Consider the following 24648-nt stretch of genomic DNA (forward strand, 5'->3'; position numbering starts at 1 on the left):
TCACCTTGAACATCAAAGATCTTATTCGCGCCGCCGTGACCGAAGACATGCCCGCGGGCGATTTGACGACCGATAGCCTCGCGCTGTCCCCCCGGATCGGACGCGCGCGCCTGATCGCCAAGCAAGATCTTTCCCTTTCGGGCTCTCCCGCATTCGAGCAGAGCGTGCACTTCCTCGAGCCCAACGCCAAAATCAAATGGCACTTCGAAGAGGGCGATGCCATCTTGAATCGCCAGATCATCTGCACGATCCACGGCGACCTCGTCCAGATCCTGAAGGCCGAGCGCGTGGCGCTGAACTTTCTGATGCACTTCACGGGCATCGCGACCCTGACCCGTGAATTCGTGAAAAGGATCGACGGCACAACGACGCGCATCCTCGACACGCGCAAAACCACGCCCGGCTACCGCGGCCTTGAGAAGAAGGCCGTCGTCCACGGCGGGGGCATGAATCACCGCTTGAATCTGAGCCACGCGATCCTCGTGAAGGACAACCACATCGCCGTCATGGGGGGCATCCGCGCCGCGGTTGAACGTATCCGTGAGCACTCGAATGCGCCCATCGAAGTTGAAGCCAGCACGCTGGAAGATGTCCAAGAGGCGGTGGAGTTGAAAGTCGCGCGCATCCTGCTCGACAACATGGACAACGATCTGCTCGCGCAGGCCTTGAAAATCATCCCGGCCTCGATCGAAACCGAAGCCAGCGGCAACATGACGCTCGATCGCGTCGGCTCGGTCGCGAAGCTCGGCGTGCAGTTCATTTCCGTCGGCGCTTTGACCCACTCCGCGCCCTCGGCGGACATGAGCCTCCTCTTCGACTGGGACTCAGCCGTCCGCGACTCGGCCGAGCGGGGCCGTCCGTGAGTTTCTCGGTCTTCGTCGCGACCCAGAACTGGGCCCACACCTCGCAGATCGCGGCGCACAGCCAACCTTCGGTCACGAGCACGAACGATTGGGCGAAAGAGTCCGCGTTTCGCGCCGGTCAAGCGGACTTCGAGGTCTTCATCGCCGATCACCAAAGTGCGGGCCGCGGCCGCGGCGCGAACATCTGGCAAGATGCGGCTCCGGGCGATCTTTTGCTGTCGAGCTGGAGCTTTCAGCTGTCGGCGCCGCCGCAACCCGTGCTGGCTCCCGCCTTGGGACTTTCGCTGTTTCGCGCGATGGTGACCACCTGGCCCGATCTGCCGTTTTCGCTCAAAGCCCCGAACGATCTTTACCTCGGCGACAAAAAACTCGCGGGCATCCTGCTCGAAAACGTCCAGCAGGGCGACAAGACCCGTTTGATTTTCGGCTTGGGTCTGAACGTCTTCAACAAGCCCGATCTACCCACGGCGACCTGCTTGGCCGAGGGATTGAGTCTCGACCGGGTGAACGAGCTGGGTTGGAATTTGTTCTTGGACCGCCTGTGGCTCGAGCTCGTTTCCGCGCTCCGTGAAACCAAGGCGACCTTAAGCCCGAACCAGTGCGCGTCTTTGCGTTACGCGCTCAACCGCAATCCGAATTTGACCGCTCCCTACGATGCTGTTACCCCCGAGGGCAGCCTGATCGTCGCCGGTGGCGAAAAGATCGACTGGTCGACGCTTTAGAGCGTTTTCCTCAGGAGAGTGACATGGCCCTGACTTATACGCCGTCCCCCGACTTGGGACAGACTTGTCCCGACTTCAACTTGCCCGCGACCGATGGCCGCATCTACGGCAAAAAAGATCTCGCGCCGGGACGGCCGTTTCTGGTCATGTTCATCTGCAATCATTGCCCCTACGTCAAAGCGATCGAGGATCGACTCATCACCCTGGGCCGCGATCTGCAGGCGCTGAACGTCCCGGTGGTCGCGATTTCGGCGAACGACGCCAACCGCTATGCGGAGGACTCGTTCGACAGCATGAAAGCGCGCGCCGAGCTGAAGAGCTACACTTTCCCTTACCTCTACGATGAAAACCAAAGCGTCGCGAAAAGTTTCGGCGCGGTCTGCACGCCGGACTATTTCATGTACGACGGCGACGGCAAACTCGCCTACCGCGGGCGTCTGGACGACTCGTGGAAAGAGGCCGACAAAGTCACCGTGCGCGAGCTGTATGAAGCCGCGAAACTTCTGGCGGCGGGCCAGCCCGCACCCGTGAATCAAACTCCGTCGATGGGCTGCTCCATCAAGTGGAAAGAGTAAATCGATGTTGCGCGCCACCTTCCTGGGACTGTTCACGGGCCTGATCGCCTTCGTCATCTACGTCGCCTACTACACCGGTTACTTCAAAGCCGTGACGCTCACCGAAGGCCCGGCGGGTCCGTTCCGCCTGCTCGGCAAAGAGCACGTCGGCCCCTATCACAAAATCGTGCCGATCATCGAAGAAGTCGAAGCCTTCGCCAAAGAGAAGGGCCTGGACTGCACGCGCAGCTTCGGTCTGTACCTCGACGATCCGAAAGCGACCGAAGAAATTCGCCTGCGCTCGCGCGGTGGCTGCGTCCTTCCCGCAGAGGCGTCCCTCGACGGCGTGACCCTACCCGAAGGCGTGGCGCTGACCGAGTACCCGGCGGGCGATTTCGTGATCGCGCACTTCGACGGCTCCCCCGGCATCGGCCCGTTCAAGGCGTACCCGGCGGCCATGGAGCGCATTCAGGAAAAACGCTACGCCTTCGAAGGCTGGAACGTCCTCGAAATCTACGAGGTCGGCGGCCCCAAGGACGTCAAGACCATCTACTACTTCCCGCTGCTGGGCGGCCTACAGGCTTTGCCGGAGTAAGCGATGCGCGCGGTTTGGCTGTCGCTGATTTTCCTTTTCAGTTTTTCCGCGCACGCCACCCTTCCCATAGAGGCGATCTTGGACGTGGCGTACACGAACCGCGATCCGCACGATGACGATTTTGAAAGCGCCTGGCTTTTGACCTCGGCCCTCGCGGACGAAGTTCGCCCGGTTTACACCGTGAACGAAGCCCGTCACGGACGGAACGCGACCGGCAATCCCGCGGCCTCGAAACTGCCCGCAAACGCCGAAAGCCTCTACGGCGAGACTCTGCCTTTCCGTGATGGCTCCGGACGAATCACCTGGTGGGCCGTCGAAAATCGCGACGAGCGCTGCGTATATCACCGCTACCAAGGCACGAACGGCGAGGTCCACTGGAACGGCGCCAGTCGTCGTTTAGGCGGCGGCATGATGATCCGGATGGGCGACATCCCTCGCACCGTGCGCACGTTACTTTCGGCCTACGCTCGCTGCCGCAACACCTAGGCGTCCAGTTCGTCAGAGACTTGTCTCAAGACGAAACGATCCGCATCCAGAAAGTCCGTATTTTCTCCGACGAGAAGACGTGATCCGTATCCTCTTTTTCATTCTCATTTTCACGACCGGCGCATGGGCGCACGCGTGGACCTACACCGAATATCCCGAACTCCGTTCGGTCGATCGCGCCGTGCCCGCCCCCGTTCCCCGTTTGAAATCGATCTCGCTACGACCTCTGCGCGCGCCGGATGCGCCGACCCACCGGGGTTGGAAAGTCGAACAGGTCTACGTCTCGCCGGGACTCGAACGCCGTATCTTCGTGAAAGAGAACGTCGGCCTCAGCTCCCGCAAACCCCTCGGCTCATGGCTCAAGCTCGCGCGCGGCTACGTGTTGCACATTCCCCACCGCGGAAAAATCGTCGCCTACTACACCGAAGGCTTCACCGCCCTGGAGCGCACCGAAATTCAGAAAAGCGTGATCGTTGCGAAGTCCGCGCATCTCATGTGGAGCGCGCTGATCGCGCCCGCCCGCGCCGAACTCGCCGCGCCGGACGGTCCCGAATCGACGGTCCCCGCGGCGGACTGCGCGGGCGACATTTCGCAAAGCCGCGCCTGCCTTCTGGAGCGCGCCCGCCAGAATCCACGTCCCGCCACACGCGCGGCACGCTCGAAAAACTCGGCGTCGGTGGCCGGCCCCGACTACTGGTCTTGCGCGGGCCAGATGCTCGACGGCGCCTGGGAAGCCACCGTCGGCAGCGTGATCGGCGCCGCCGAATACGTCTGGTCGTGGTTCAAAGATCCGGGCGAGGCCTGGAGCGAAACCTCCAAGAGCTTCGAAGAATCCGTCGACTTCGTGCTGAACTTCCGCGAACGCATCGCCGAATCCGTGGAAGGTTTCATGGAGCTTGATCCCGAGATCCGCGACGAACTCATCTGCAACCTCCTGGGACAGATCGGCACCGCGGGACTCATGACCGCGGCGATCAGCTGGACCGGCGTGGGCGCGGCGGCCGGCACCGCCCGCGTCGTGGAGATGGTCAAATCCTTCATCGGCAAAGTGAAGCCCGCCATGCGGGGGCTGAGCGCGCTCTCCAAACTGAAGGGCTCCGTCGACCTCCGCGCGGACAACGTCCGTAAGTACCTGCGCTCGCTCGTTCGTGGCGAGGCCGATCCTTCGAAGGTCCGCGTGATCGAAGCCGCCGCCGAGTCGCACCCTTCGCTGGTGCCCCGCATTCTCGACAATATGGAATGTCTTCCCGGGAAAAACGCCGTCGACCGCTCGATCAGCGTGAAGTCCGCGAACACCGGCCCCTCCTGCGGGGGAATCGACGACGTTCTCATTTCGGCCCTGGAGAGAAGTGACGGCAAAAGTCCGCGTTTCGAACGCGCCATGGCCGAAGTCATCGACGTGAGCGACACGCCCCGGCCGCGCTACACCGTCAACGACCGCCGCCACGGTGACAACGCGGACGGCAACCCCGCGGCCTCAAGACTTCCGCCGAACGCGATGGAGCTTTACCGGCAATCCGTGCCCTACCGTGACGGCAGTGGACGCATCAACTGGTGGTCCGTCGAAAAGCGCGGCAACCGTTGCGTCTATCACCGTTTCCAAGGCACGAACAACGAAGTCCACTGGAACGGTTCGACCGAGTCCACCCATGCGGGCGGCCTGACGACCAAAATGAGCGACGTCCCCGAATCGATCAAATCGGTTCTCAGCACCTTCGCGCAATGTCGGAATTAATTTGAACGGTGGATCTCAGTTTGGGACGTGGGCGGCGTCGCGCCCAAAGCTTCGAAAGCCGAAAGGCAAAGCGCCCAGGACAAGATCAGGAAGAACAGGCCAACTTTGCTTCGAGTGCTCTTCATGCGTCGTGGTCCCTCGATCCTTAGCTTATGATGATTCGGTCACAATCTCAGTGAACTTCAGCTTATTTAGCAAATCTTGAACTCTCCGTTTCACTCGCAGGCGACGACAAAAATTTCGACAACCCTCTTGGGGTAGACGGCGCCGGAAAATTGACAAAAAAAGGACTCCTTGCGGAGTCCTTTTTCGTTAACCTTTGTGATTGGCCGCTTAGGCGTCCGACTGGCTTACTGGCTCGTACGCTTACGCGTCCGACTGGCTTACTGGCTCGGCCGCTTAGGCGTCCGAGCGTGCCAGACGATCCAGAACGAAGGGCAGGATGCCGCCGGACTGGAAGTACTTGAGTTCGTTCGGCGTATCGATGCGACACTGCGCTTGGATCTCGCGGTTGCCTTTGGGCGAGCGGACCTGCAGCGTGACCATCTGTTTCTCTTTCACGGTGTCCATGTTCGGGAAATCGATTTCCTCTTCCCCGGTCAGGCCCAGTGAATCGACCGTCACGCCCGCGGGCAACTGCAACGGCAGGACGCCCATCCCGACGAGGTTCGAACGGTGGATCCGCTCGAAGCTTTCGGCGACGACCGCGCGCACGCCCAGCAGACGCGTCCCTTTGGCCGCCCAGTCACGCGACGAACCCGAACCGTACTCTTTCCCGCCAAAGATCACGAGCGGCGTGTTCGTCTTTTCGTAGGCGATGGCCGCATCGTAAATCGTGGTTTCGGTGCCCGACGGGAACATCTTGGTGAAGCCCCCCTCGCGGTTGACGAGTTTGTTCTTGATCCGCACGTTCGCGAAAGTTCCGCGCATCATGACTTCGTGGTTTCCGCGGCGCGAGCCGTAGGAATTGAAGTCCACCGGCGCGACCTTGTGCTCTTGCAGGTAAAGACCCGCCGGAGATTTCGCGCTGATGTTCCCCGCCGGCGAGATGTGATCGGTCGTGATCGAGTCGCCGAAGACGGCAAGCAAACGCGCGCCTTTCACGACCGGATCCTGCTCGGCCAACGAAGGATCGAGGAACGGGGGCTGACGGATGTAGGTCGAAGTATTGTCCCAGGCGTAAGTGTCGCCGGCGGGAACTTGCGTCGCCTGCCAGTTCTTGTCGCCCTTGAAGACGTCCGAGTAGACCTCTTCGAAACGTTTTTGGGTCACGTACTTGCTGACGATGCCTTCCAGTTCGGCCTGATCGGGCCAGATGTCCTTCAGGTAAACGGGCTGACCGTCGGTGCCGATGCCCAAAGGATCGGTCGCGAGGTTCACGTTCACGTTCCCCGCGATGGCCGCGGCGACCACGAGCAGCGGCGACGCCAGCCAGTTCGTCATGATCGAGGGATGGATCCGCGCTTCGAAGTTCCGGTTCCCCGAAAGGACCGAAGCCGTCGCGATGCCGTGGGTGTCGATCGCCTTTTGGATGTCGTCCGCCAAGGGGCCCGAGTTTCCGATACACACCGAGCAGCCGAAGCCCGCGATGTTGAAGCCCAATTTATCCAGGTCCGGTTGCAGGCCCGAAGCCGCGATGTACTCGCGGACCGCGACCGAGCCGGGCGCGAACGAGGTCTTCACCCAGGGCTTCGCCTTCAGACCTTTTTTGACCGCGTTGCGCGCGAGCAAAGCCGCGCCCAACATCAGCGTGGGGTTCGAGGTGTTCGTGCACGAGGTGATCGCCGCCATGGTGATCGAACCTTGCACGAGGTTGTACGGCGTGCCGTCGGCCGCTTTCAAAGGAGCCGCCGCGCCGAGAGGGCCTAAATCCTTATCGGGATGGAAGGCCTCCATCTCGTAGGCGATGCCCTTCATGCTTTCGGACATCTGCGACCATTCTTCCAAACGATCTTTCGAGAACTGCGCGAGGGGCTCTTGATAACGGTTCAGCAGATATTTACGGAACGCGCCGCGGACGTTGCCGAGAGTGACACGGTCCTGGGGACGCGACGGGCCCGACATCGAAGGCTCGACGGTCGCCATGTCCAGGTGCAGGGTATCGGCGAAAGTGGCCGCGTTATTGTACGCTTCCCACATGCCTTGCTCTTTGTAGTAGGCCTCGGTGCGCGCCGCTTTTTCGGGACGGCCGGTGATTTTCAAATAATCGATCACTTTCGAATCCACGGGCACGATCCCGATGGTCGCACCGTACTCGGGCGACATATTCGCCAGGGTCGCGCGGTCCGCGATCGAGAGCGAAGCGACGCCCTCTCCGAAGTACTCGACGAATTTGCCGACGACGCCGCGTTTACGCAGCATCTGGGTCGCGGTCAAAACCAGGTCCGTCGCCGTCACGCCGGGCTTGAGTTTGCCTTTCAGCTCGAAGCCGATGACCTGGGGAATCAGCATGGTGCAAGGCTGACCCAGCATCGCCGCTTCCGCCTCGATCCCACCCACGCCCCAACCGACGACGCCCAGGCCGTTGATCATGGTCGTGTGCGAATCGGTACCGACGAGGGTGTCGGGATAGACGTAATCGTTTTCGCGCGTCGCTTTGGTGTGACCCTTCGACGACATCGCGACGTGGGACAGGTGCTCGAGGTTCACCTGGTGGCAGATCCCGGTCGCCGGAGGAACGACGCGGAAATTGTTGAACGCCTTTTGCCCCCACTTCAGGAACTGGTAACGCTCGCCATTCCGTTGGAACTCCAGACGCAGGTTCGTGTCGAACGAATCCGACTTTCCGGCCGAGTCCATCTGCACCGAGTGATCGATGACCAGATCGACGGGACGAAGCGGATTCACTTTTTTCGGATCGCCCGAGCGTGCGGCCATCGCGTTCCGCATCGCCGCCAGATCGGCCACGACGGGGACGCCCGTGAAATCCTGAAGCAGAACGCGCGCGGGCGTGAACTGAATTTCGTACTCGGATTCGGCCTTCGGATCTTGTTTCAACAGCGCGAGGATGTCGTCTTTGCGAACGGCCTCACCGTCTTCGTGGCGGAGTAAATTTTCGATGAGAACTTTGGTGGAGTACGGAAACTTCGCCAAAGAAATTCCGGTGCTCGCCTCCAGCTTTTTCAGCGAGTGGTAGTGGTAGGTTTTCCCATCGATCGTCATCGTGGTGAGCGTCTTGAAAGAGTCCATCATGACCTCGCTCGGTACTTGAGCAGATAAGTGTCTGAAATTGTGGGTTAATCCCGCTGAATCTCAGTTGGTTTGCAAACCCCCTGAATGTAAGAGACAAAGGGGTTTTTGTCGACGCTCGCTGCGTAAAAATCATCGACTCGGACGGACGAAACGATTACACAGGCTCAAATCTGAATTAGGCCGCGCGCCGGAGAAGATTTAGGATGCCCGCCATGACCACATACGCCCTTATTTTTGCATTGATTCTCGGGACTTCGGCAACTCTGCCCGCTTATGCCGAGACCACCGCGGCGGACGATGTCGTCCTGAAAACTCTGAAGCGCGAGCTGCGTAAAGCTCAAAAGAGCTGCCCCAAACTCGATTGCCCCAGCCAAAGTCTCCAAGTCGTGCCTCTCACCAGTGCACAGGTCCGCGAGCTCGGGACCGAACGTCGCGCCCGTCTGCGCCAGGTGACGAAGGCGATGGCCCTGGATCTTTGGCCCGACACCGTGCTCGAAGGCCCCTACCAGGTGCAGTTCCGCATGCGTCTGGATCACATCGAATTCCTCACCCGAAACGGTGAGCAGATCGGTTACCGCCTCAGCTTCTCGGATAAAGCGTGGAATACCGACGACTGTCGTCCGAAAACTTCGAATACGCAAAACCAACTGAAAGATTGCGAAACCGGTCGCGTGCATGACGCGGGTTTCGTGCTGAACGATTTGAAAACCACGACCCGCGACGAAGGCGTGAATCCCACCTACATCGCGGACCCGCCCGCACGCCGCCCGGCCCAAGCGGATCTGTCTCTCAATCCCGCGAAACGTAAAGCGCTCTCGAGCTACGCACGGGTCAATCTCCCGCTGACGAACCCCACCTGCGACGCCCGCGCGGTGAAAGAAACGATCGCCCGTCACCAATCGCAAATCGTGGATCTGATCTACGACGAGCGGGGCCTATGGATCTGCGACGATCACGAACGTTCGGCGAATTGTTACGAGGAAAGCTCGCTGGCGATTCTGCTGGGACAACTCGAGCCGGTGGAAAACCTCTTCGGGCCGAGCCAAAGCTACCGCACCGATCCGAACTATGCGCTCTGCGAGCGCAACGACAACTGCCTCGTGCGCCTGCGCTTCACGTGCATGCAACCCGAACTGGCCGTCGAACTCGAGTAATCGTCAATCTGGATAACGGGACGACTGGGCGCCGTGATTCGTCGCGGCCTCGGTCGCGTTGATCCCATGATCGTAGATCCGCAAATCCCCGATCGAGCCCGCCCACTCGGTCCCGCCGGACACGGCGCCCGCGTTGATCCGCGCGCCGACGCCCAAGGCGGCGCTTCCGCCATTCAGGGTGACTCCCGAGGTGGCGAGGTTACAGACCTCCGCGCCGTCCAACTGCAAACGTAGATTCTGCGTCGAGTTTTCGAAGCTCGCGATCAGGTGCGCCCATTTCCCCGTCGTGATCGCCGCGGACGAATAACAATGCGCGAGCGAACGCGCGCTGTAGTGGGCCAAAATCCGCGCGTCGGACAGCGCCGCTCCGTAGGTCGCGACCTCGTCGATACGGCCCGGGAAGCGGCGGTCCGCGTAGGCTTCGTGATCGCCGACGCGGAAGTTCGCGGACGCCGCCGCCGTATAGCTCGGCGAGAACGACGAGTAATCCACGCAACCGTCTTCCACCCCATTCACGTACACGAAAAGTCCGTAGTTGAGCGCGGTCGAACACTGCACGTTCTTCTTCACGACCGCGATATGATAATACTGCCCCGGCGAAAGCACGGTCGCGCCGGTCGCCGTTTTCCAACCGCTCCCGATGTAGGCCGAGAACGCGACTTGCGCTCCCGCGGTGACCTCGACCCGGTAGCCCGCGCTCCCCGTCGCTTTCGCCATGATCGTGCGCGAAGTGGAAAGCCCCGCCGTGGACGGCAAGTAGATCCAGGCCTCGGCGGTGAATTCGTCGGCAATGTCGTTCGTCAGGCCGAAGTCCGCCCAACCGCTCGAGCCGTTGAACTCGACCGCTTTGTCCGAGCTCGCGAGCGCGCCCGCGCGACCATAGGTCACGCCGCTGGCCGTGTAGGTTCCCGTCGCCGAGCCGATCGTGGGCGTCACCGTCGTGCCCGAGGATTCGTTCATCCGGTAGTAGTTCGTCGGCGAATCCGCCGCGACGACCTCGTTGTAAATGGAGCTCGTCCCCGTGCGCACTTCCCAGCGCCCCGAGCCGTCGCTGGCGATCTTCACGCTCAAACCGTTCGCGCCGCTGGCGTTGCCGATCAAGGTCCGTCCCGCCGTCACCGCCGAAGGACGCGCCCACAGTTCATATCCCAGTGACGAGAGCGAGTTGAAGCTCGTTCCGCCGTTCGCCCCATCCCCCGAACCGTCGAAGGTCAGACGGTAGGGCCCCGTGGTCCCGTTCGAAATCGTGGTATTGCCGTCGCCCATCCAGCCGCTGGAGGTCGTATTGTAAGCGAAACCGAGGAGCGCCAAATCCGCGGCGCCACCGGGCGCGACGTCGATCCAAGAGTTCACTTGCGGACTCGTGTTCGTGCCCGGGATCATCTTCAGTCCATCTGCCGAGGCGAGCGCCGGTACGTACTCCGAATAGGGCGTGCGCGCCAAGAACTGCGCGCGGCCGTTCGTGGTGACGTTCACCGCGTCCGCCGACACCCCGAGCGTCAGTCGCGACAGTCCCGGCGAGGCCGACTTCACGGTGAAGCTGTAAGCCCCCGATCCATCCGTCGTGCCGCCGTTCGTAGCGGTGATCACGTCGCTTCCGCCACGCGATGAACTCAACCCGAGCGACTTCTGCGGCAGCGGCGTGCCCGCGGCGTTTTTCAGAACCCCGCTGAAAGTCAAAAGCGCCGCGCCGTCGGCGGCCAGGCTCACGCGGTCTTGCGTCCACGAGCTTTGCGCCGCCGAGACTTTGAAGTCATCGAAAACTCCCGTCACCGCGGGCGCGATGGTCACCGCCGGGGACGACACGCTCGCCGTAAGAGAGCTCGTTCCGGCCGTGAGTGAACTCACGGTAAAACTGACGTCCCCGCCCACGCCGCTCGTGGACGGCGTCGTCAAGATCGTATCCAGCCCCCCGCGATCGCTCGCGAGCGCCACCGATTTTCCCGCCACGGGATTTCCGTACGCATCCCGTAAAGTCACCGAAACCGTATACGTGTCGGTGCCGTTCGACCACTTCGGTCCACCGGAGATCGCGATGTCCGAAGCGGCGATGGGCGCACCGGCGACGATGTTGAACGCGTTCGACGAAACCGCATTCAGACCCGCGCCCGTGGCCGTCAGAATTTTTCCCGTGCCCATGGCGTCGACGTGCAGTCCCGAGAACGTCGCGACACCCGAAACCGCGGTGACGCTCGCGACGCCGCCCAGGGTGCCCGAGCCGGTCGTGAGCGCAAGGTCGACCACCGCGCTTTCGCCCGTGGCGACGTTCCCGTAGGCGTCGCGGATCTCGAGTCGCGGTTGCGTCGTCCACGCCAGGCCCGCGGTTCCCCCGCTCGGCTGCGCGGTGAAGATCAGATCGACGCCGGCCCCCGGCTGTACGACGAAGCTTCCGCTATTTTGCGTGAGCGCGGAGGCGCCGCCCGAGCCCGACAGATCCGCCTTCGTGAAGCGGATCGTTTTCGCGCCCACGCTCGTCGCCGCGAGGTTCGTGTAGGTCACGACGCCCGCCGAAGCGGTCGCCGTCAATTGCCCCGACAAACTCGGCGTCCCCGTCACGAGCGACGCGGTCACGTTCGCCGAAGCGTCCGCGCCCTCATCGACCAAATTGTCGTACGCGTCCTTCAGGGTCAGGACCGGCTGCGTGGTGAAGGCCTGCTCGACGGTCGCGCCGGCGGGCTCGGTCGTGACTTCCATCTGCGTCGCGATTCCCGGTTTCACGCGGAAGCTCGCCGCATCGACGACCGTACCGCCTCTCGCGAACCGCAGAACCTTGTGGCCCGAGATGTTCATCTGCAGATTCGTGAAGGTGGCGAGGCCGCTCGACGCGACGGCGGACGCCGTGCCGAGGATCGCTCCCGTCCCGCTCTGCAAAGAGACGCTGATCGTTCCGACCGAGGTCGTCGCGCGGTTTCCCGAGGCGTCCCGCATCTCGATCTGCGGTTGGGTCGTGAAGGCCTGTCCCGCGACCGCGCCGGTGGGCGCGACGACCACCGCCAGCGTGCTGACCGGACCGGGGTTGATGTTCACGTTCGCTTCCAGCGTCAGGACGCCGGTCCCGCCGGTGAAGCCCGAGTTGTCGTCCTTCGTGAAACGCAAAGTCTTCGCACCCGTCTGGTTGATGCGCAGATTGGTGTAGGTCACCCGCCCGCTCGACGCCGCGAGGAGCGTCGTTCCCGTCAACGTGCCGGAGCCCGCCTGCAGGCTCGCGGTGACGTAACCGGTCGCATCCGGTCCCGTGGTGACGCGGTTATTGAACGCATCGCGGACTTCCACCACCGGCTGTGGGGAAAGATTCGTAGAGATGCTCCCCGCGCCCGGCGCCGTCACGAACGCGAGCTGCGACGCCATCGCGTGCGCGACGTCGAAGGTTCCGCTCGAAACCGTCGCGAGCGTGCCCATGGACGCGCGAATCACTTTGTTCGCGCCGGAAACGTTGATTTTCAGATTCGTGAAAGTGGCGACCCCGCTCGAAGCCACGGCGGTCGTCCCGCCGAGCAGCGGCCCGGTGCCGCCGGTGAGTGCGATGCTGACGGTTCCCGGCGCCGTCGTGACGCGGTTCCCGGCCGTATCCTGGATCTCGACGACCGGTTGCGTGCCCCACACGACGCCCGCCGTGCCGCCCGTGGTTTGGGTGACGAAGCCGAGCTTCGCGGGCGCGCCGATGATGGCCGTGAAGCTGTTCGAATTGACCGTCAGCTCAGCCGATCCGCCGAAGGGCGTGGTGTTGGGTTTCGTGAACTTCAGCACCTTCGCGCCCGCCGTCGACATTTTCAGATCCAGGAACGACACTTGTCCCGCACTGAAGGCGAGCGTGCTGTTTCCCAAAACCGCGCCGCCGCCCGAGTAAAGGCTCGCGACGATCGGCGCCCCCGCATCAAGTCCCGAGGTGATCAAGTTTCCGTAAGCGTCCTTCAGATCCAGCGCGGGCTGGGTCGACAAAATCGTATTGGCCAGATCGTTGCTGCTGGGTTGCGTGCGCACCACGAGTTGCGAGGGCGTATTATGCGCGATCGCAAACGCCGTGGAGGTGATCCCCGTCAGCCCCGTGATACCCGCCGAAAGGATTTTCCCCGTTCCGGCGACGTTCATTTTGAGTCCCGTGAACGTCGCGACCCCGCTGACCGCCGCCAAGGACGCGGCCAGCGAGCCCGAACCCGTCGTCAGCGACAACCCCACCGTGCCGTTGAAGCCGGTGACCCGGTTGTTTTGATCGTCGAGGACTTCGACCACGGGCTGCTGGGTCCACGCGATCCCCGCGGTCCCGCCCCCAGGTTGCGTGGCGAACTTCAGCACGGCGGCGGTCCCCGAACCGATCACGAAAGAATTCGAATCGATGAACAGCGTCCCCGCGGTGGCCCGCAACGACTTCTGTCCGGTCAGGCTCATCTTCAGGCCCGCGTAGGTCGCGACGCCGCTCGAGGCCGCCAGACTCGTCGTGCCCGCAAGCACCCCGGTCCCGGTTTGCAGCGAAAGGGCCACGGTCGCGTTCGAGTTCACGCACAAGTTTCCGTAGGCGTCGAAAAGACGCACGACCGGCTGCTGCGGCCACACCTGATTGGCCGAGCCGCCGCCCGGCTGGGTCGAAAACGCGAGCGCCGTGGGCGCGCCGGGAACGATGTGGAACGAGTTTGAAATGATATTGGCCGATCCGGGTGAGGTCGCGGTGATTTGTTTCGCGCCGACGTTTTCCATCTTCAGATCGCTGAAGGTGGCGACGCCGCCGACCGCGCTCACCGTTGACGTTCCGAGCAGCGAGCCGCCCCCGGCCGTCAGGGTCAACGTGACGGCCGCGGTCCCGGTCGTCAGCAATGAACCGCCAGAGTCCAGAATATGCACCACGGGCTGGGGCGACCAGACGACTCCCGCCGCGCCTCCGGCGGGTTGCGTATCGAACGCAAGCGTATTGCCCGCATCCGGGACGATCGTGAACGCTTCCGAGATCGCCGCGGTTAGCCCCGCGGCCGTCGCGCTCAAACGAACCTGCGCGGGACTCACGATGCCGGTGATGTTCAAACCGGTGTAGCTCGCGCGGCCCGCGCTCGCGGCAACACTTTTAGTTCCGTTCAAAGTTCCCGACGAGCCCGCCGCGATGGCGAGCGTGATGGAGTTGACGGCGGAAGGAACGCGATTTCCCTGCGCATCTTGAACGTCGACACGGGGTTGCCGCACGAAGTTTTGTCCCGCCGTCGCGTTCGAAGCTTGCGTGGAAAAGCCGAGCTTCACGGCAGGCCCGGCGACGAACTCCACCGAGGCACCCGCGACCGCGACGGGCGCGCTCAAGTTGATCGACTTCATTTCGGCGACCGTCGAGGTCATCACGCAACTCGAAGCGCCGCTCACGTCCGTCACCGAACAAGTTTGGATCGTGTTGCCGGTGCCGCTGGCGTTCACGACCGGTTGCAACCCCGGCATCGCTTCGCCGTTCTGATCACGAATGACGATGCTGATCGTGCTCGTCGCGACGCCATCGGCGACCACGGGCCCCGTCGCCGAGATTTGCGAAGTGTTCGTGTTCGCGACCGGCTTCTCACGTTTGGGGACGTTCTTCGCGGGACCACAGGCGCTCAACGTGAATGCCAACGCCACGACGACCCCCGTGAGCGACGACGAAGTCGACACGCGGTGAAGGGTGTTTGCGATGGGCGAAAAGCCGGTCCACGCCATGACAACTTATCGGCATCCGGCAGGGGCAAATCCAGTCGCAAAACCGGCTTTAGCTGAAGGAAATCGAATCTAAAGGCCGCCACCGTGGAAGGGGCGCGTCTTCACCCTCTCAATGAGGGACATCCAAAAAAAGAGCGCCGAAGTTGTCTCGATACGAGACGGCTTCGGCGCTCGAAGTGAATTTGGCGACACCGTCCCGGCGCTCACCGCAAACTCAGACCGGGGGACGAACCGGCGTGTTCCGGCGGCGACGACGGAAGAAGTGGTACGCGTTCCCGCGCCCTTGCTCCGGGTGCGCGTTGTAGCGAGGGGTTCCGTTTCCGATCAAGGCTCCCGCTCCGGCGCCGAACAAAATCAGTACGATCGGAATCCCGATCTTCGCGACCAGCGGCGCGGTCGCGGACGCCTCCATCCCGTAAGCCAGGTCGATGGTTCCGCGCTCGTACATCAGAATTCCGCCGAACGCGACCAGACCTCCGAGCATCACTCCGATCATCGCGCCCAACCAATTCCACGTGCGCGTTTCGCCTTTGGCCTTCATCTCATGTTGCATAGACACCTCCCATCGGCAAAGACTGCAAACCCGGGGCACGGGAATTTTTGGCGTGCCCTACGGGATTTTTTCCCCGGCATGTCTCTTGTTGGGTCTGATCACGGAACGTCAGGAGGATGAGATGGACTCGATTTATTCCCCGAAAAGCTGGGCGCTCGAACACGGAGCCGCGCCGCAAAGCCGCGCTCACGAAATTTCGGATCTGCGGGCGATTTCCCGGGCGATGGATAGTCAATTCAAAGTCGGTGGTTTCCGCTTCGGCTGGGACGGGATCTTGGGTTTGATTCCGGGAATCGGCGACGTCGCGACGAGTTTGGTGTCCATTTACATCGTCATGCGGGCGGCGGCCCTCGGCGCATCGCCGTCGATACTGATGCGCATGGGACTCAACGTTTTGATCGACAACGTCTTCGACGCGGTTCCGATCTTCGGTCAAATTTTCGATTTCCTGTGGAAGTCGAACGACAAAAACATGGTCCTTCTCGAAAGACATTTACAAAACCCACGGGCCACTTCGCGCGCCTCCGCGCTGGTCGTGGGTTTCGTCATCTTGGGGATCATCACCGCATTGATCGCGTTGATGGCGCTTTCGATCATGGCCGCGGTTTGGATCTTCGAACAATTCCAAACCGGCGCTTGGTGATCGTCTTCGCCGGGGTCGGCCTAGTACTGACCCGTGCGGAGCATGACGAGCGTGCAAGCCTCGACCACTTCGCTGCCCGCCTGCTCCAGTTTGTCGGCGAGTTCCGGATTTTCGCTGCCGGGATTGAAGATCACGCGCTTCGGTTTCAAGGCCAGGATCTCGTTGGTCAGCTGGTTCGAAATTTTCGCGCCGACGTACATGGTCAGGGTGTCGACGGGAACTTGCAGCTCCGCGACGCTTTTCACCGACGGGACGCCCTCGACGACGGCGACATTGGGGCTGACCGGCAGCGGAGTGTGACCGTACTCTTGCAGAAGTTTAAAGGCCTTGTAGGCGAAACGATCCGCGCGGTCGGATGCGCCCAGGATGGCGACGTTTTCGTGTTTGGATGAATCGGTTTGTCCCATGCTTCCTCCTCGGAGTGGGGTTTCGGGATCCGTTGAACTGGATAGCAAAATTTGGGAAATCCGAAAAGGGAGGATGAATCATGAAATTGGGGTTAATGACGATGATCGCCGGGGTTCTGTTGCTCGCGGGCTGCCAAAGCGCGCTCAACAAAGTGGGCCGCAACGCGAAGTACAATGCCTACGAGATGATCGGCGTGCAAAAACGCGATCTGCTGAAACGTGAGGTCGCGGCGACCAAAGACGACCAAAAAGAAGCGAGCGAAGAGTTCAAAGACGCCCTCGAAAAACTGAAAGCGGTCTACGCCTTCGACGGCGGCGATCTCGAACGCGAATACCGGCGCCTCAATTCGTCCTACGAAGACGCGGAGGCCCAAGCCAACGCGGTCCGCCTGCGCATCAAAAAAGTCGAAACCACGGCGGGGGATCTTTTCGAAGAGTGGAAAAAAGAAATCGACCAAATCGAAACGGCCAATCTCCAAGCCCAAAGCCGCAAAACCTTGGCGACGACCCAAAGCCGCTACGCCGATATGCTGAACAGCCTCAAAAAAGCCGAGTCCACGATGAACCCGGTCCTCACCAAACTGAAGGACCACGTCCTCTACCTGAAACACAACCTCAACGCGAAAGCGATCGGCTCACTGAAAGGCGAAGGCGCCGCCATCGAACGCGACATCAACAAACTCATCAACGAGATGAACAACTCCATCGCGGCGGCCGACAAATTCATCGAGCAAACCTAAAGGTAGCAGCTACTTTCCGGAAGGTAGCTGCTACCAAAAGAAAACCCGGGTCGCCCCGGGTTCTTTTTAGACGTACGAGCCGCCCTTGATCTTTTCAAGAATGATCTTCTCGGTTTTGATGGGATCGCGAGGATCGACCGAGAAGAAGGACTGTTGCTCGCAACGGATCTTCTCTTTGATCAGCCAGCGCAGGATGTCCGACAGGCCCTTGTTTTTCTTGTCCGCGAAGAAGGGATCGTTTTCCAAAGCGTCCTTCGCCTTTTTCAAGGCGCGGGCTTCCGCCGGATCGCTTTCCTTCACTTTGTAGTGAGGCAGTCCGTACTTTTTCACGTCCTCGGGCAGAACGCCCAAAAATTTCACCGACGGCGCCGAGAAGTCGGCATTCCGAATCAACGAAGCCGCCGAGCCGGCCTTCAAAGTCCGGAAGATGTTCTGCATGGTGTACGCATCGAGATCCCCGAAGAAGTACATGGGCACATCGAGCTGTTCTTGAATGAGTTTACACCAACCCCGCACGGCATTGGAGGGAACGCCCGTCGCGCCCATCAGGATGCAGTTGTTCCGGCGCGTGAAACCCATGTTTTGCAGGGTATTCGCGGTCCCTTCCGACTCGACGATCAAGCAGAAGTCGATTTTCTTTTTCGCCTTCAGCTTCAAAGACTGGGGTTTGTTCTTGGGCTGGAAGGGAGCGGTTCCCAGCGACGACAAGTCGACGGTCGCCTTTTCGCCATCCGACAGCGTTTCGGTGACGACCAGCTGCTGCGAGTAGGTCTGACCGCCGCGGTCATTGGCGAAGCAGTTCAGCTCTTCACGGTAAACGCGCAGCATGTCGCCGATGAAATCGATGATCGAGTCCGACTCGTTCTGGTCTTCGAAATCGAGAGGCTTCAGCGAAGAGTTCCCTTTGATGAGACCCTTACAGATGTAATACAGCTCACGCTTCGTATTGACCGCGCCGATGTCCAGGTTGCGCATCAGAATCTCGAGCATGAAGACGACCCGCGCGAGCTTCTGCACCGACGAAACGTTCAGCTCCGTGCGGACGACCTTGTCCCCGGGGGTCAGGTAACCGACTTTGGGGTTGTAAAACGAGTTATCGAGGCTGGTTTTCACCGCTTCGAGAACCGGGCGCTTGGATTTTTCGAGATCGCTGAGCATGCGCTCGGCGATGACCCGCGCCTCCTTGGGAATATCCAGGTTCAGGCTGCGGACTTGGACCAACTTTGCCATCTTAAATCCTTACTCTTTCGAGGGTTCGGTGATCGGAGCGGCGGTCTCATCGGCCGCGGGAGTTTCCACTTCCACGACCGGGGTCACCGAAATCACGTCCCGGGCTTCGACTTCGGCGCTGTCGCCGTCGTCATTTCCCAACTTCTTCGACTCGCGCTTTTTCTGCACGTTCAACTTGTGTTCCGCTTCTTCGAGATCCGCGATCGCGGCATCGGAGTCGCGGCCCAAAAGCTTACGGAGTCCGTCTTCGGCCTTTTTCTTACGGCCGGCGCTGGACTTCGTCAGTCGAACCAGCACGTCCACCAAGATGGGGCCGAACTGTTCAATGTGGGCGAGTTTACGTTCCAAATCCGCTTCTTTCGATTCGCGTTTGATGTGGCGGGACAGCTTTTGTCCCGCTTGCATCAGGGCACGGCGGATCTCTTCGACCAGCTCTTCCGAGGCGTCGATGGTTTCTTTCGAAGCGTTTTTGAACTTAATGAACGGAGACACGATCGACACCGCGAAGATGTACGGCCCGATCGGGAGCGACTTCTTCGGTTGCGAAACGCCGTAGGACTTCCAGTTCACCGACTCAATCGCCCAGGTGATCGCGCAGCCCGATTTATCGAACTGGAGCGGCACGCGGTTCGCGAAACGCAAAAGCGTGACGGGCTCATCGGCCTCGAGGTTCCGGTTTTTGAAACGCGCCAAAGCGACTTCCACCGAGACGGGTTTGAAGTCGCAGATGGTGGGTTTACGAGTCACGACCGAGAAGAAATCGACCTCGCCCAAACGCTGGATCGACTTCGAAAGCGACTCTTCGCCCACGGTCAGAACCGATTTGGTGGAAGGCGCCATCAGCTCGGTGTTTTGCACCGCTTGGAAGATCTTTTTGTAATCGTCGTCTTTCAAACCCGTCAGCGGTTTGTCGAGCAGCGCTTTCGGCAGCCCCTTCGCGACGAAATCCTTCAGCGTCGCGTCCGACACCCGCGAAAAGCCCGTCTTCAAGAAGTTCGCGACCGAGACTTTTCCGAACAGCGTCGCGTGGGTGATGAACTCACCCAGTTTGAAGGTGTGGGGGTGGGGCAACGTCGCGCCCGGCAGATCGGGAACGTCGGTCGTCACCCGCTCGATGCGGACTTCTTCGTTATCGAGAAGGGTGTAGTTCAAAGTCAGGTGCGGGTTCACGAGGACCGTACCCTCGAGATAGGTGATCAAACCCCCGTCCCCGTTCAATTGCACGCGGCCGTCGATCGTGAACTCGACCCGGGTTCCGTGGTCTTTGTTCTTCCAATCGAAGGTCTCTTTATTGCGCAAAATCCCGGTGTTCGACTTGATGTCGACGTCGACTTGACCCTTCAGGGCCTTGCGCATCTTTTCGGTTTTAGTTTGAACGAAAGCCCCTTTGGCGTTCGTCAGCTGCGCCCAAGTGGTCGCCGCGGAGATCCCGATCCCCTGCTGACCGCGTGAGCACTGGCCCTTCCCGAACTTCGACGACGCGAGGTATTCGCCGAAAACTTTGGCAAGATCGTCCGGGTCGATCCCGGGTCCGTTGTCCTCGACGACGATCTTAATCAGGTCCGTATTTTTGGTCGAACCGGTGCCTACCTTCGTGATCTGAACCCAGATTTCCGGAGGAATTCCAACCTGTTCGCACGCATCCAAAGAGTTATCAACGGCTTCTTTTAGAGTCGTCAAAACCGCCTTCAAAGGCGACGAAAAACCGACCTGTTGCAGGTTTTTCGAGAAATATTCCGCCGTACTGCTCTTCGTAATTTTCGACATACTTTTTTTAAGATTCGGAAAACGGGCGAAAAAGGCAACCTAAAGATGGATTCAGTTTTGCCCTGTCGAGTCATTTTCGAGCTCTTGGAAGTACTCGGCGGCGAGGCGATGCCCCTTTCTATTGTTACATTCCTTGCAACAGGGGACGCAGTTTTTCTTCGTGGATTTACCCCCGCGGATGACCGGGAGCAGATGGTCCATTGTCAGAGTGTGTGCCGGGAACTTCTGCTTGCAGTAGTGGCACAGGCCGGGACCGATCTGTTGACGCCACCACTGGCTGGCCCGCAGCTCACGGGCTTTCGCTTTTTCGCGGCGTTGATGGTCTTCCGGAGCGGGAGTGAAGAAAAGAGTCACGCCCCGCTTCTTAACGTAAAGAACGCAGGGGCGTCAAACGACGCCTGCCTAGTTGTAGTCCAAATCACGGGGGGACACGGGCGCTTCAAACGCGCTTTCCTCGGCACCGAACTTCACGATGAGCTGATTCTTACGCGTATCCACGCGCACGATCACGCCCTCCCAGTAAGTCCGGCGATGATAAACGGCCTGACCGACGCAGAAATTCTGCAGGCAGCGCGCCGCTTGAACGCGGGGCTCTTCCTTCTTCGGTTTGGTCTCGATCACCGTCACCGAAGGACTAGTTTCGCGACGTTGGGTCGGCGTTTCTTCACGGCGCACGACGGGACGCTGTTCCTCCGGAGTGACCGGAGGCAGCTCACGGCGCTCGACGTCCACGGGACGGGGGATCGGGATCACGGGACGGATATCCACAGGTTGCCCTTCCGAGGTCCCTTCTTTCGGTTCGGTCACGCCGACCGAGGGCGCGGTCTCGCGAACGCCACCGACTTTCGAAGCGTCGAAGCCCGCGTAAACGCCGTTCAGCTTCAGTTCGTCGGCGGCACCGGTCACGATCTGCAAATTGCGCAGACGAACGCCCGCGACGATCACGAGTTCGGCCGCCTTCAAACCGCGCTCGAAGTTCACGAGTTCGACGCGCTGAAAGCCCTCGTTCGAATCGTAGATTGCGGGATCGGTGTCCACGCGCTGGATGTCCACGAAGCGCGCCGAGCCTTGCTCGCGCTGCACTTTCAACATGATCTGGCCGCCGCCCAAGCGCGACTTCGCCTCGACTTGGATCGATTTGATTTCAAGCTTGGCGGCGGGATGCTGTTTCTTGAGTTCCGCGGCGAGATCGATCTGCATGATGACCCGGCCGCCTTCGTTCACGACCTTCACGTTCTGATCGTTCAGCTGCAGCGGCAAACCTTGCGCCCCCGCCACCGACGTCGCCAGCACGGAACCCAGCAGTAATCCCGAAAGAAGGATCGTTTTCATGTCACAATCCTTTCAGGATCTGGAAGAGGTTGAAGGAACTTTCGTTCACACGGTTGTCGACCTTCTTGTCGGCCTCCATGCGGCGCAGCTCATCCAGGGTGTAACCCATGACTTCCGATGTATCGCGCTCGGTGCGGTTGCGCAGAAACTGGGTCAAACGGTGGAATTCCGCTTCGTCGCCTTCGGACAAACAGTCTTTCATCTCGGTGGACGAGGTCGCGCCCCAACGGCGCTCGATGCACATGTAGGGATCGAAAGACATCTTCGAGATGCGCGACAACGCGACTTCAAACGGCAAGCGCACGTCGACGCCGCCCGAGGTCTTGTACTTGATCTCGCACGAGCGCGAGACGTCCGCATAAATCGCCAAGAAGTCGGACTTCAGATCCAAAAGCTTGTTCTTGATATCCGCGGGCGTCTTCATGGGGCGGCCCGGCTGGTAGCTGTAGGTCGGATCTTTCTTCACGACCACGCTCATGAAGTGCTTCGCCAGCGCGGTGATGTTGCCGATGCGCGCGCGAATGCGGATGTCCCGGCCCGGGGACGAGTAGGACTCCCACTCCCCGCTCGCGCCGTAGATGTTGCGGGGGTAGACGCCGGGATGGCCTTTTTTATCGATGGACGCGTTGATCGCGGCGAGCACCGAGTTCTCGCGGCCGCGCAAATCTTCGCAGAGGGCGTTCACTTCCGTGCGGAAAGAGTCGATGGGATCGACCGTTTTTCCGTGCGACACTTGATAGCGGACGTAGTCGAAATAGTCGACTTCCACCTGACCGATGAAGAACTTGCCTTTACGGTAGTCCCCGTCCGCGGCGGGGCGGTTACCGCGGTACTGTTCATCCGAGTAGTCGCAGGGCCAAACTTGTTCGCCGTGCACGCAGTTCTGAATTTCCGAGTCGGACAAGAAACGGTGATACGCCTGGCGGATCACGCCCGATTCATCGGGACGCGCTTCGAACCACTCCGTTTGTCCCAGCCAATTCTGCTGGTTCTGCATCAAAACGAAGGGACGCCAATTCTTGAAGCCGCCGCCCATGAAGGGGTTGCCGCGGCTGTAGTCGCGGCCGAATTGTCCGCGCGTGATCGAATTGTCGGGGTGGGCGTCGATGAAATGGATGCCGCCCTTCTCGTCGACTTTGTAAACGATGGCCGCGTGGCCGGCGGGTTTGTACAGGATCGTGCCGGGACCGATGGTCTCTTTTTGAATTTTCGGCGAGTAGAAATCGCTTTCCACGGGCGCGCCGGTCGTCTCGAACATCCGGTAGGTCCCGGTCGAAACCGTATCGCGGATGTAGCGCACCATCGTGAAAAAGTTCCGGCTGTCGCCCGCCGACGAGGGCGTCTCCAGGCGCGCGCGCGGCATGTTGCCGTTCCACGTGTAACGGGCGTCCCGCAGAAGCTTATCGAATTCGTCGAGCTTTTCGGCCATTTTGACCGGGTCGTTTTTGAACTGCTCTTCCAGGGCTTTACGCGAATTCTGCTGGCGCTGACGGATGTCCTCGGTCAGGGCGCGGGCGTTGAAGCTCGTCACGAACGAGAACGGCAGTCCCTTTTTATAAGAGTAGTAAGCACGCAGGAAATAGGGGAAATCCGCGCAGTCCGCGTAGAAAGCCGCCCGGGTATCCCACTCGCTCCACAGGGTATTGGAGGCCGGATTTTTCAGGCACTTTTCGAGGGTATTGCACTTCGATTCGCCCATGGTCTGCAGGAAGCGGTTGAATTCGACTTCGTCCTGCGGCGTCCAACGCGACCGGCGCACGTTCCAATCCGAACGGGGTTGCGCGGGTACGCAGGCCAGGAATTTCGATTGGGAAAGCTCGAAGATTTTCACTTTACGGCCGTTGATGTCGGCCTCTTCCACCTTCATGGTGGGGCAATAAACCTTGGGGTCCTTGCTTTTCGCCGGGTCCTCGGCTTCGGGCAGGGGGTTCGCTTGGGCCAGCGCGGTCGAGCTGACGACGGCCGGCAGACCGATCGAACAGAGCGCGAAAATAAGCGTTCCGACTCCCTTTTTCCCGAGCATGCGGCCTCCAACGGCCTTTAAAGCGAAGCCCGTGCCCGCGGCCGTCCCGGTGGATGTGAAAATATTCAGGTCTGGGCCCCGCGGACTGTCCACGAACTAGCCAGCACGCTCAAAGGGGGCACGGTCCGCGCGCGTCTTTACATTCCCCTTCAATCCCTTTAGAAAAGCCCCATGACCCAAGAGAGCATGACCGCCCGCCTGACCGCCGCTTATCCCGACGCGAACATTGAAGTTTTCGATCTCAACGGACAAGGTTCGTACTGGGAAGTGACGATCGAATCCTCCGCATTCAAGGGCCAAAACCGCGTGCAACAACACCAGGCCGTGATGAGCGTCTTCGCGCCGGAACTGAAAACCGGCGAAGTGCACGCGCTCTCCATCAAAACTAAAATCAAAGACTAAAGCGAGGTCCGTATGGAAACCAAAGAACGTATCGAGCAGATTTTGAACGAAAACCCCGTCGTCCTTTTCATGAAGGGCAACGCGCAGTTCCCGATGTGCGGCTTCTCGGCGCGCGCGACGGCGATCTTGCAAGACATCGGCATCAACTTCCACACCGTCAACGTCCTTGAGGATCAAGAGATCCGTGAAGGCATCAAAGCCTACGGCAATTGGCCGACGATCCCTCAGCTCTACGTCGACAAACAACTCGTCGGCGGATCGGACATCATGATGGAGATGTACCAATCGGGCGAGCTGCAAGGCCTCCTGAAGAAATGAAGGCCGCGGTAACATGAAGGTGAACTTGGCCCGCTGGGACCGGGCACTTCGTTACGGATTCGGTTTCCTGCTCACCCTGTGGGCCGCCGCGGGCGGTCCGTGGTGGGCGTGGATCGGATTTTACCTGATCGCCTCGGCCAGCTGGGGTCTTTGTCCGATCTACGTCATGATGAATGTCCGCACCGCGCCCTCGGATCGGCGCCGTTCCAACGAAGACCTCGAAGATCTCTCCACCGGAAGGAACTAAACCTTGAGTTCACTCGCCGAC

General features: G+C 60.6%; 21 protein-coding genes. 12 read left to right on the forward strand and 9 right to left on the reverse strand.

Annotated features, from left to right (window positions below; all coding sequences use genetic code 11):
• The first annotated feature begins 5 nt into the window (after nucleotides 1-5).
• From nadC to KF767_05465, 6 genes are all read left to right on the forward strand, one after another.
• On the forward strand, nucleotides 6-863 hold the full coding sequence (gene nadC / locus KF767_05440; protein MBX3017312.1) for a carboxylating nicotinate-nucleotide diphosphorylase: 858 nt from the start codon (nucleotides 6-8) through the stop codon (nucleotides 861-863).
• Nucleotides 860-1585: a biotin synthetase gene (locus KF767_05445; GenBank protein ID MBX3017313.1), complete on the forward strand. Its 726-nt coding sequence runs from the start codon at nucleotides 860-862 to the stop codon at nucleotides 1583-1585. Before nadC ends, KF767_05445 begins: the two co-directional genes overlap by 4 nt.
• A 23-nt stretch (nucleotides 1586-1608) precedes the next feature.
• Entirely contained in the window at nucleotides 1609-2160 is a 552-nt protein-coding gene (locus KF767_05450) for a thioredoxin family protein (GenBank protein ID MBX3017314.1), read from the forward strand.
• A 4-nt stretch (nucleotides 2161-2164) separates the two neighbouring features.
• A complete protein-coding gene (locus tag KF767_05455; GenBank protein MBX3017315.1) occupies nucleotides 2165-2734 on the forward strand; it encodes a GyrI-like domain-containing protein in 570 nt (189 codons plus the stop codon).
• A gap of 3 nt (nucleotides 2735-2737) precedes the next feature.
• The gene (locus KF767_05460; GenBank protein ID MBX3017316.1) at nucleotides 2738-3220 is read left to right on the forward strand and encodes a hypothetical protein; all 483 of its coding nucleotides are present in this window, start codon (nucleotides 2738-2740) and stop codon (nucleotides 3218-3220) included.
• Nucleotides 3221-3299: 79 nt separating this feature from the next.
• Entirely contained in the window at nucleotides 3300-4955 is a 1656-nt protein-coding gene (locus KF767_05465) for a hypothetical protein (protein MBX3017317.1), read from the forward strand.
• Between the two features lie 399 nt (nucleotides 4956-5354).
• Here the strand turns inward: KF767_05465 and acnA are convergent, their stop codons facing one another.
• The gene (gene acnA, locus KF767_05470) at nucleotides 5355-8147 is read right to left on the reverse strand and encodes an aconitate hydratase AcnA (protein ID MBX3017318.1); all 2793 of its coding nucleotides are present in this window, start codon (nucleotides 8145-8147) and stop codon (nucleotides 5355-5357) included.
• 212 nt (nucleotides 8148-8359) lie between these two features.
• Here acnA and KF767_05475 point away from each other — a divergent pair, with 212 nt between their 5' ends.
• Nucleotides 8360-9301 (forward strand): hypothetical protein, encoded by a 942-nt coding sequence (locus KF767_05475; GenBank protein ID MBX3017319.1) that lies wholly within the window; start codon nucleotides 8360-8362, stop codon nucleotides 9299-9301.
• Nucleotides 9302-9304: 3 nt separating this feature from the next.
• On the opposite strand, the gene KF767_05480 is transcribed toward KF767_05475, so the two are convergent.
• Both KF767_05480 and KF767_05485 read right to left on the reverse strand, forming a co-directional pair.
• Complete coding sequence (locus KF767_05480; GenBank protein ID MBX3017320.1) at nucleotides 9305-14965, reverse strand: Ig-like domain-containing protein; 5661 nt, start codon at nucleotides 14963-14965, stop codon at nucleotides 9305-9307.
• A gap of 214 nt (nucleotides 14966-15179) precedes the next feature.
• Nucleotides 15180-15518, reverse strand: coding sequence for a hypothetical protein (locus KF767_05485; GenBank protein MBX3017321.1), 339 nt, complete (start codon nucleotides 15516-15518; stop codon nucleotides 15180-15182).
• A 121-nt stretch (nucleotides 15519-15639) separates the two neighbouring features.
• On the opposite strand from KF767_05485, the gene KF767_05490 reads away from it, so the two are divergent.
• On the forward strand, nucleotides 15640-16161 hold the full coding sequence (locus KF767_05490) for a DUF4112 domain-containing protein (protein MBX3017322.1): 522 nt from the start codon (nucleotides 15640-15642) through the stop codon (nucleotides 16159-16161).
• Between the two features lie 20 nt (nucleotides 16162-16181).
• On the opposite strand, the gene KF767_05495 is transcribed toward KF767_05490, so the two are convergent.
• A complete protein-coding gene (locus tag KF767_05495) occupies nucleotides 16182-16568 on the reverse strand; it encodes a CoA-binding protein (GenBank protein MBX3017323.1) in 387 nt (128 codons plus the stop codon).
• 80 nt (nucleotides 16569-16648) lie between these two features.
• Between KF767_05495 and KF767_05500 the strand changes: the two genes are divergently transcribed.
• Nucleotides 16649-17308 carry a DUF2959 domain-containing protein gene (locus KF767_05500; GenBank protein ID MBX3017324.1) on the forward strand — a complete coding sequence of 220 codons (660 nt, stop codon included), beginning with the start codon at nucleotides 16649-16651 and terminating at the stop codon, nucleotides 17306-17308.
• Nucleotides 17309-17374: 66 nt separating this feature from the next.
• Here KF767_05500 and KF767_05505 read toward each other — a convergent pair whose 3' ends face one another.
• The 5 genes from KF767_05505 to KF767_05525 are packed head-to-tail and all read right to left on the reverse strand — an operon-like array spanning nucleotide 17375 to nucleotide 23660.
• Nucleotides 17375-18538 carry a DNA topoisomerase VI gene (locus KF767_05505; GenBank protein ID MBX3017325.1) on the reverse strand — a complete coding sequence of 388 codons (1164 nt, stop codon included), beginning with the start codon at nucleotides 18536-18538 and terminating at the stop codon, nucleotides 17375-17377.
• A 9-nt stretch (nucleotides 18539-18547) separates the two neighbouring features.
• Complete coding sequence (locus KF767_05510) at nucleotides 18548-20305, reverse strand: DNA topoisomerase VI subunit B (GenBank protein MBX3017326.1); 1758 nt, start codon at nucleotides 20303-20305, stop codon at nucleotides 18548-18550.
• A 51-nt stretch (nucleotides 20306-20356) separates the two neighbouring features.
• Nucleotides 20357-20659: an HNH endonuclease gene (locus KF767_05515; GenBank protein ID MBX3017327.1), complete on the reverse strand. Its 303-nt coding sequence runs from the start codon at nucleotides 20657-20659 to the stop codon at nucleotides 20357-20359.
• A 48-nt stretch (nucleotides 20660-20707) separates the two neighbouring features.
• The gene (locus tag KF767_05520) at nucleotides 20708-21637 is read right to left on the reverse strand and encodes a hypothetical protein (GenBank protein ID MBX3017328.1); all 930 of its coding nucleotides are present in this window, start codon (nucleotides 21635-21637) and stop codon (nucleotides 20708-20710) included.
• Between the two features lies 1 nt (nucleotide 21638).
• A complete protein-coding gene (locus tag KF767_05525; GenBank protein ID MBX3017329.1) occupies nucleotides 21639-23660 on the reverse strand; it encodes a hypothetical protein in 2022 nt (673 codons plus the stop codon).
• 171 nt (nucleotides 23661-23831) lie between these two features.
• On the opposite strand from KF767_05525, the gene KF767_05530 reads away from it, so the two are divergent.
• From KF767_05530 to KF767_05540, 3 genes are read left to right on the forward strand one after another with little or no spacing between them, the layout of a single operon-like run.
• Nucleotides 23832-24062 (forward strand): BolA/IbaG family iron-sulfur metabolism protein, encoded by a 231-nt coding sequence (locus KF767_05530; protein MBX3017330.1) that lies wholly within the window; start codon nucleotides 23832-23834, stop codon nucleotides 24060-24062.
• 12 nt (nucleotides 24063-24074) lie between these two features.
• A complete protein-coding gene (gene grxD / locus KF767_05535; protein ID MBX3017331.1) occupies nucleotides 24075-24380 on the forward strand; it encodes a Grx4 family monothiol glutaredoxin in 306 nt (101 codons plus the stop codon).
• Between the two features lie 13 nt (nucleotides 24381-24393).
• On the forward strand, nucleotides 24394-24627 hold the full coding sequence (locus tag KF767_05540) for a DUF2892 domain-containing protein (protein MBX3017332.1): 234 nt from the start codon (nucleotides 24394-24396) through the stop codon (nucleotides 24625-24627).
• Nucleotides 24628-24648 lie beyond the last annotated feature (21 nt).

The organism is Pseudobdellovibrionaceae bacterium, assembly GCA_019637875.1.
Taxonomy (GTDB): domain Bacteria; phylum Bdellovibrionota; class Bdellovibrionia; order Bdellovibrionales; family Bdellovibrionaceae; genus JAHBUW01.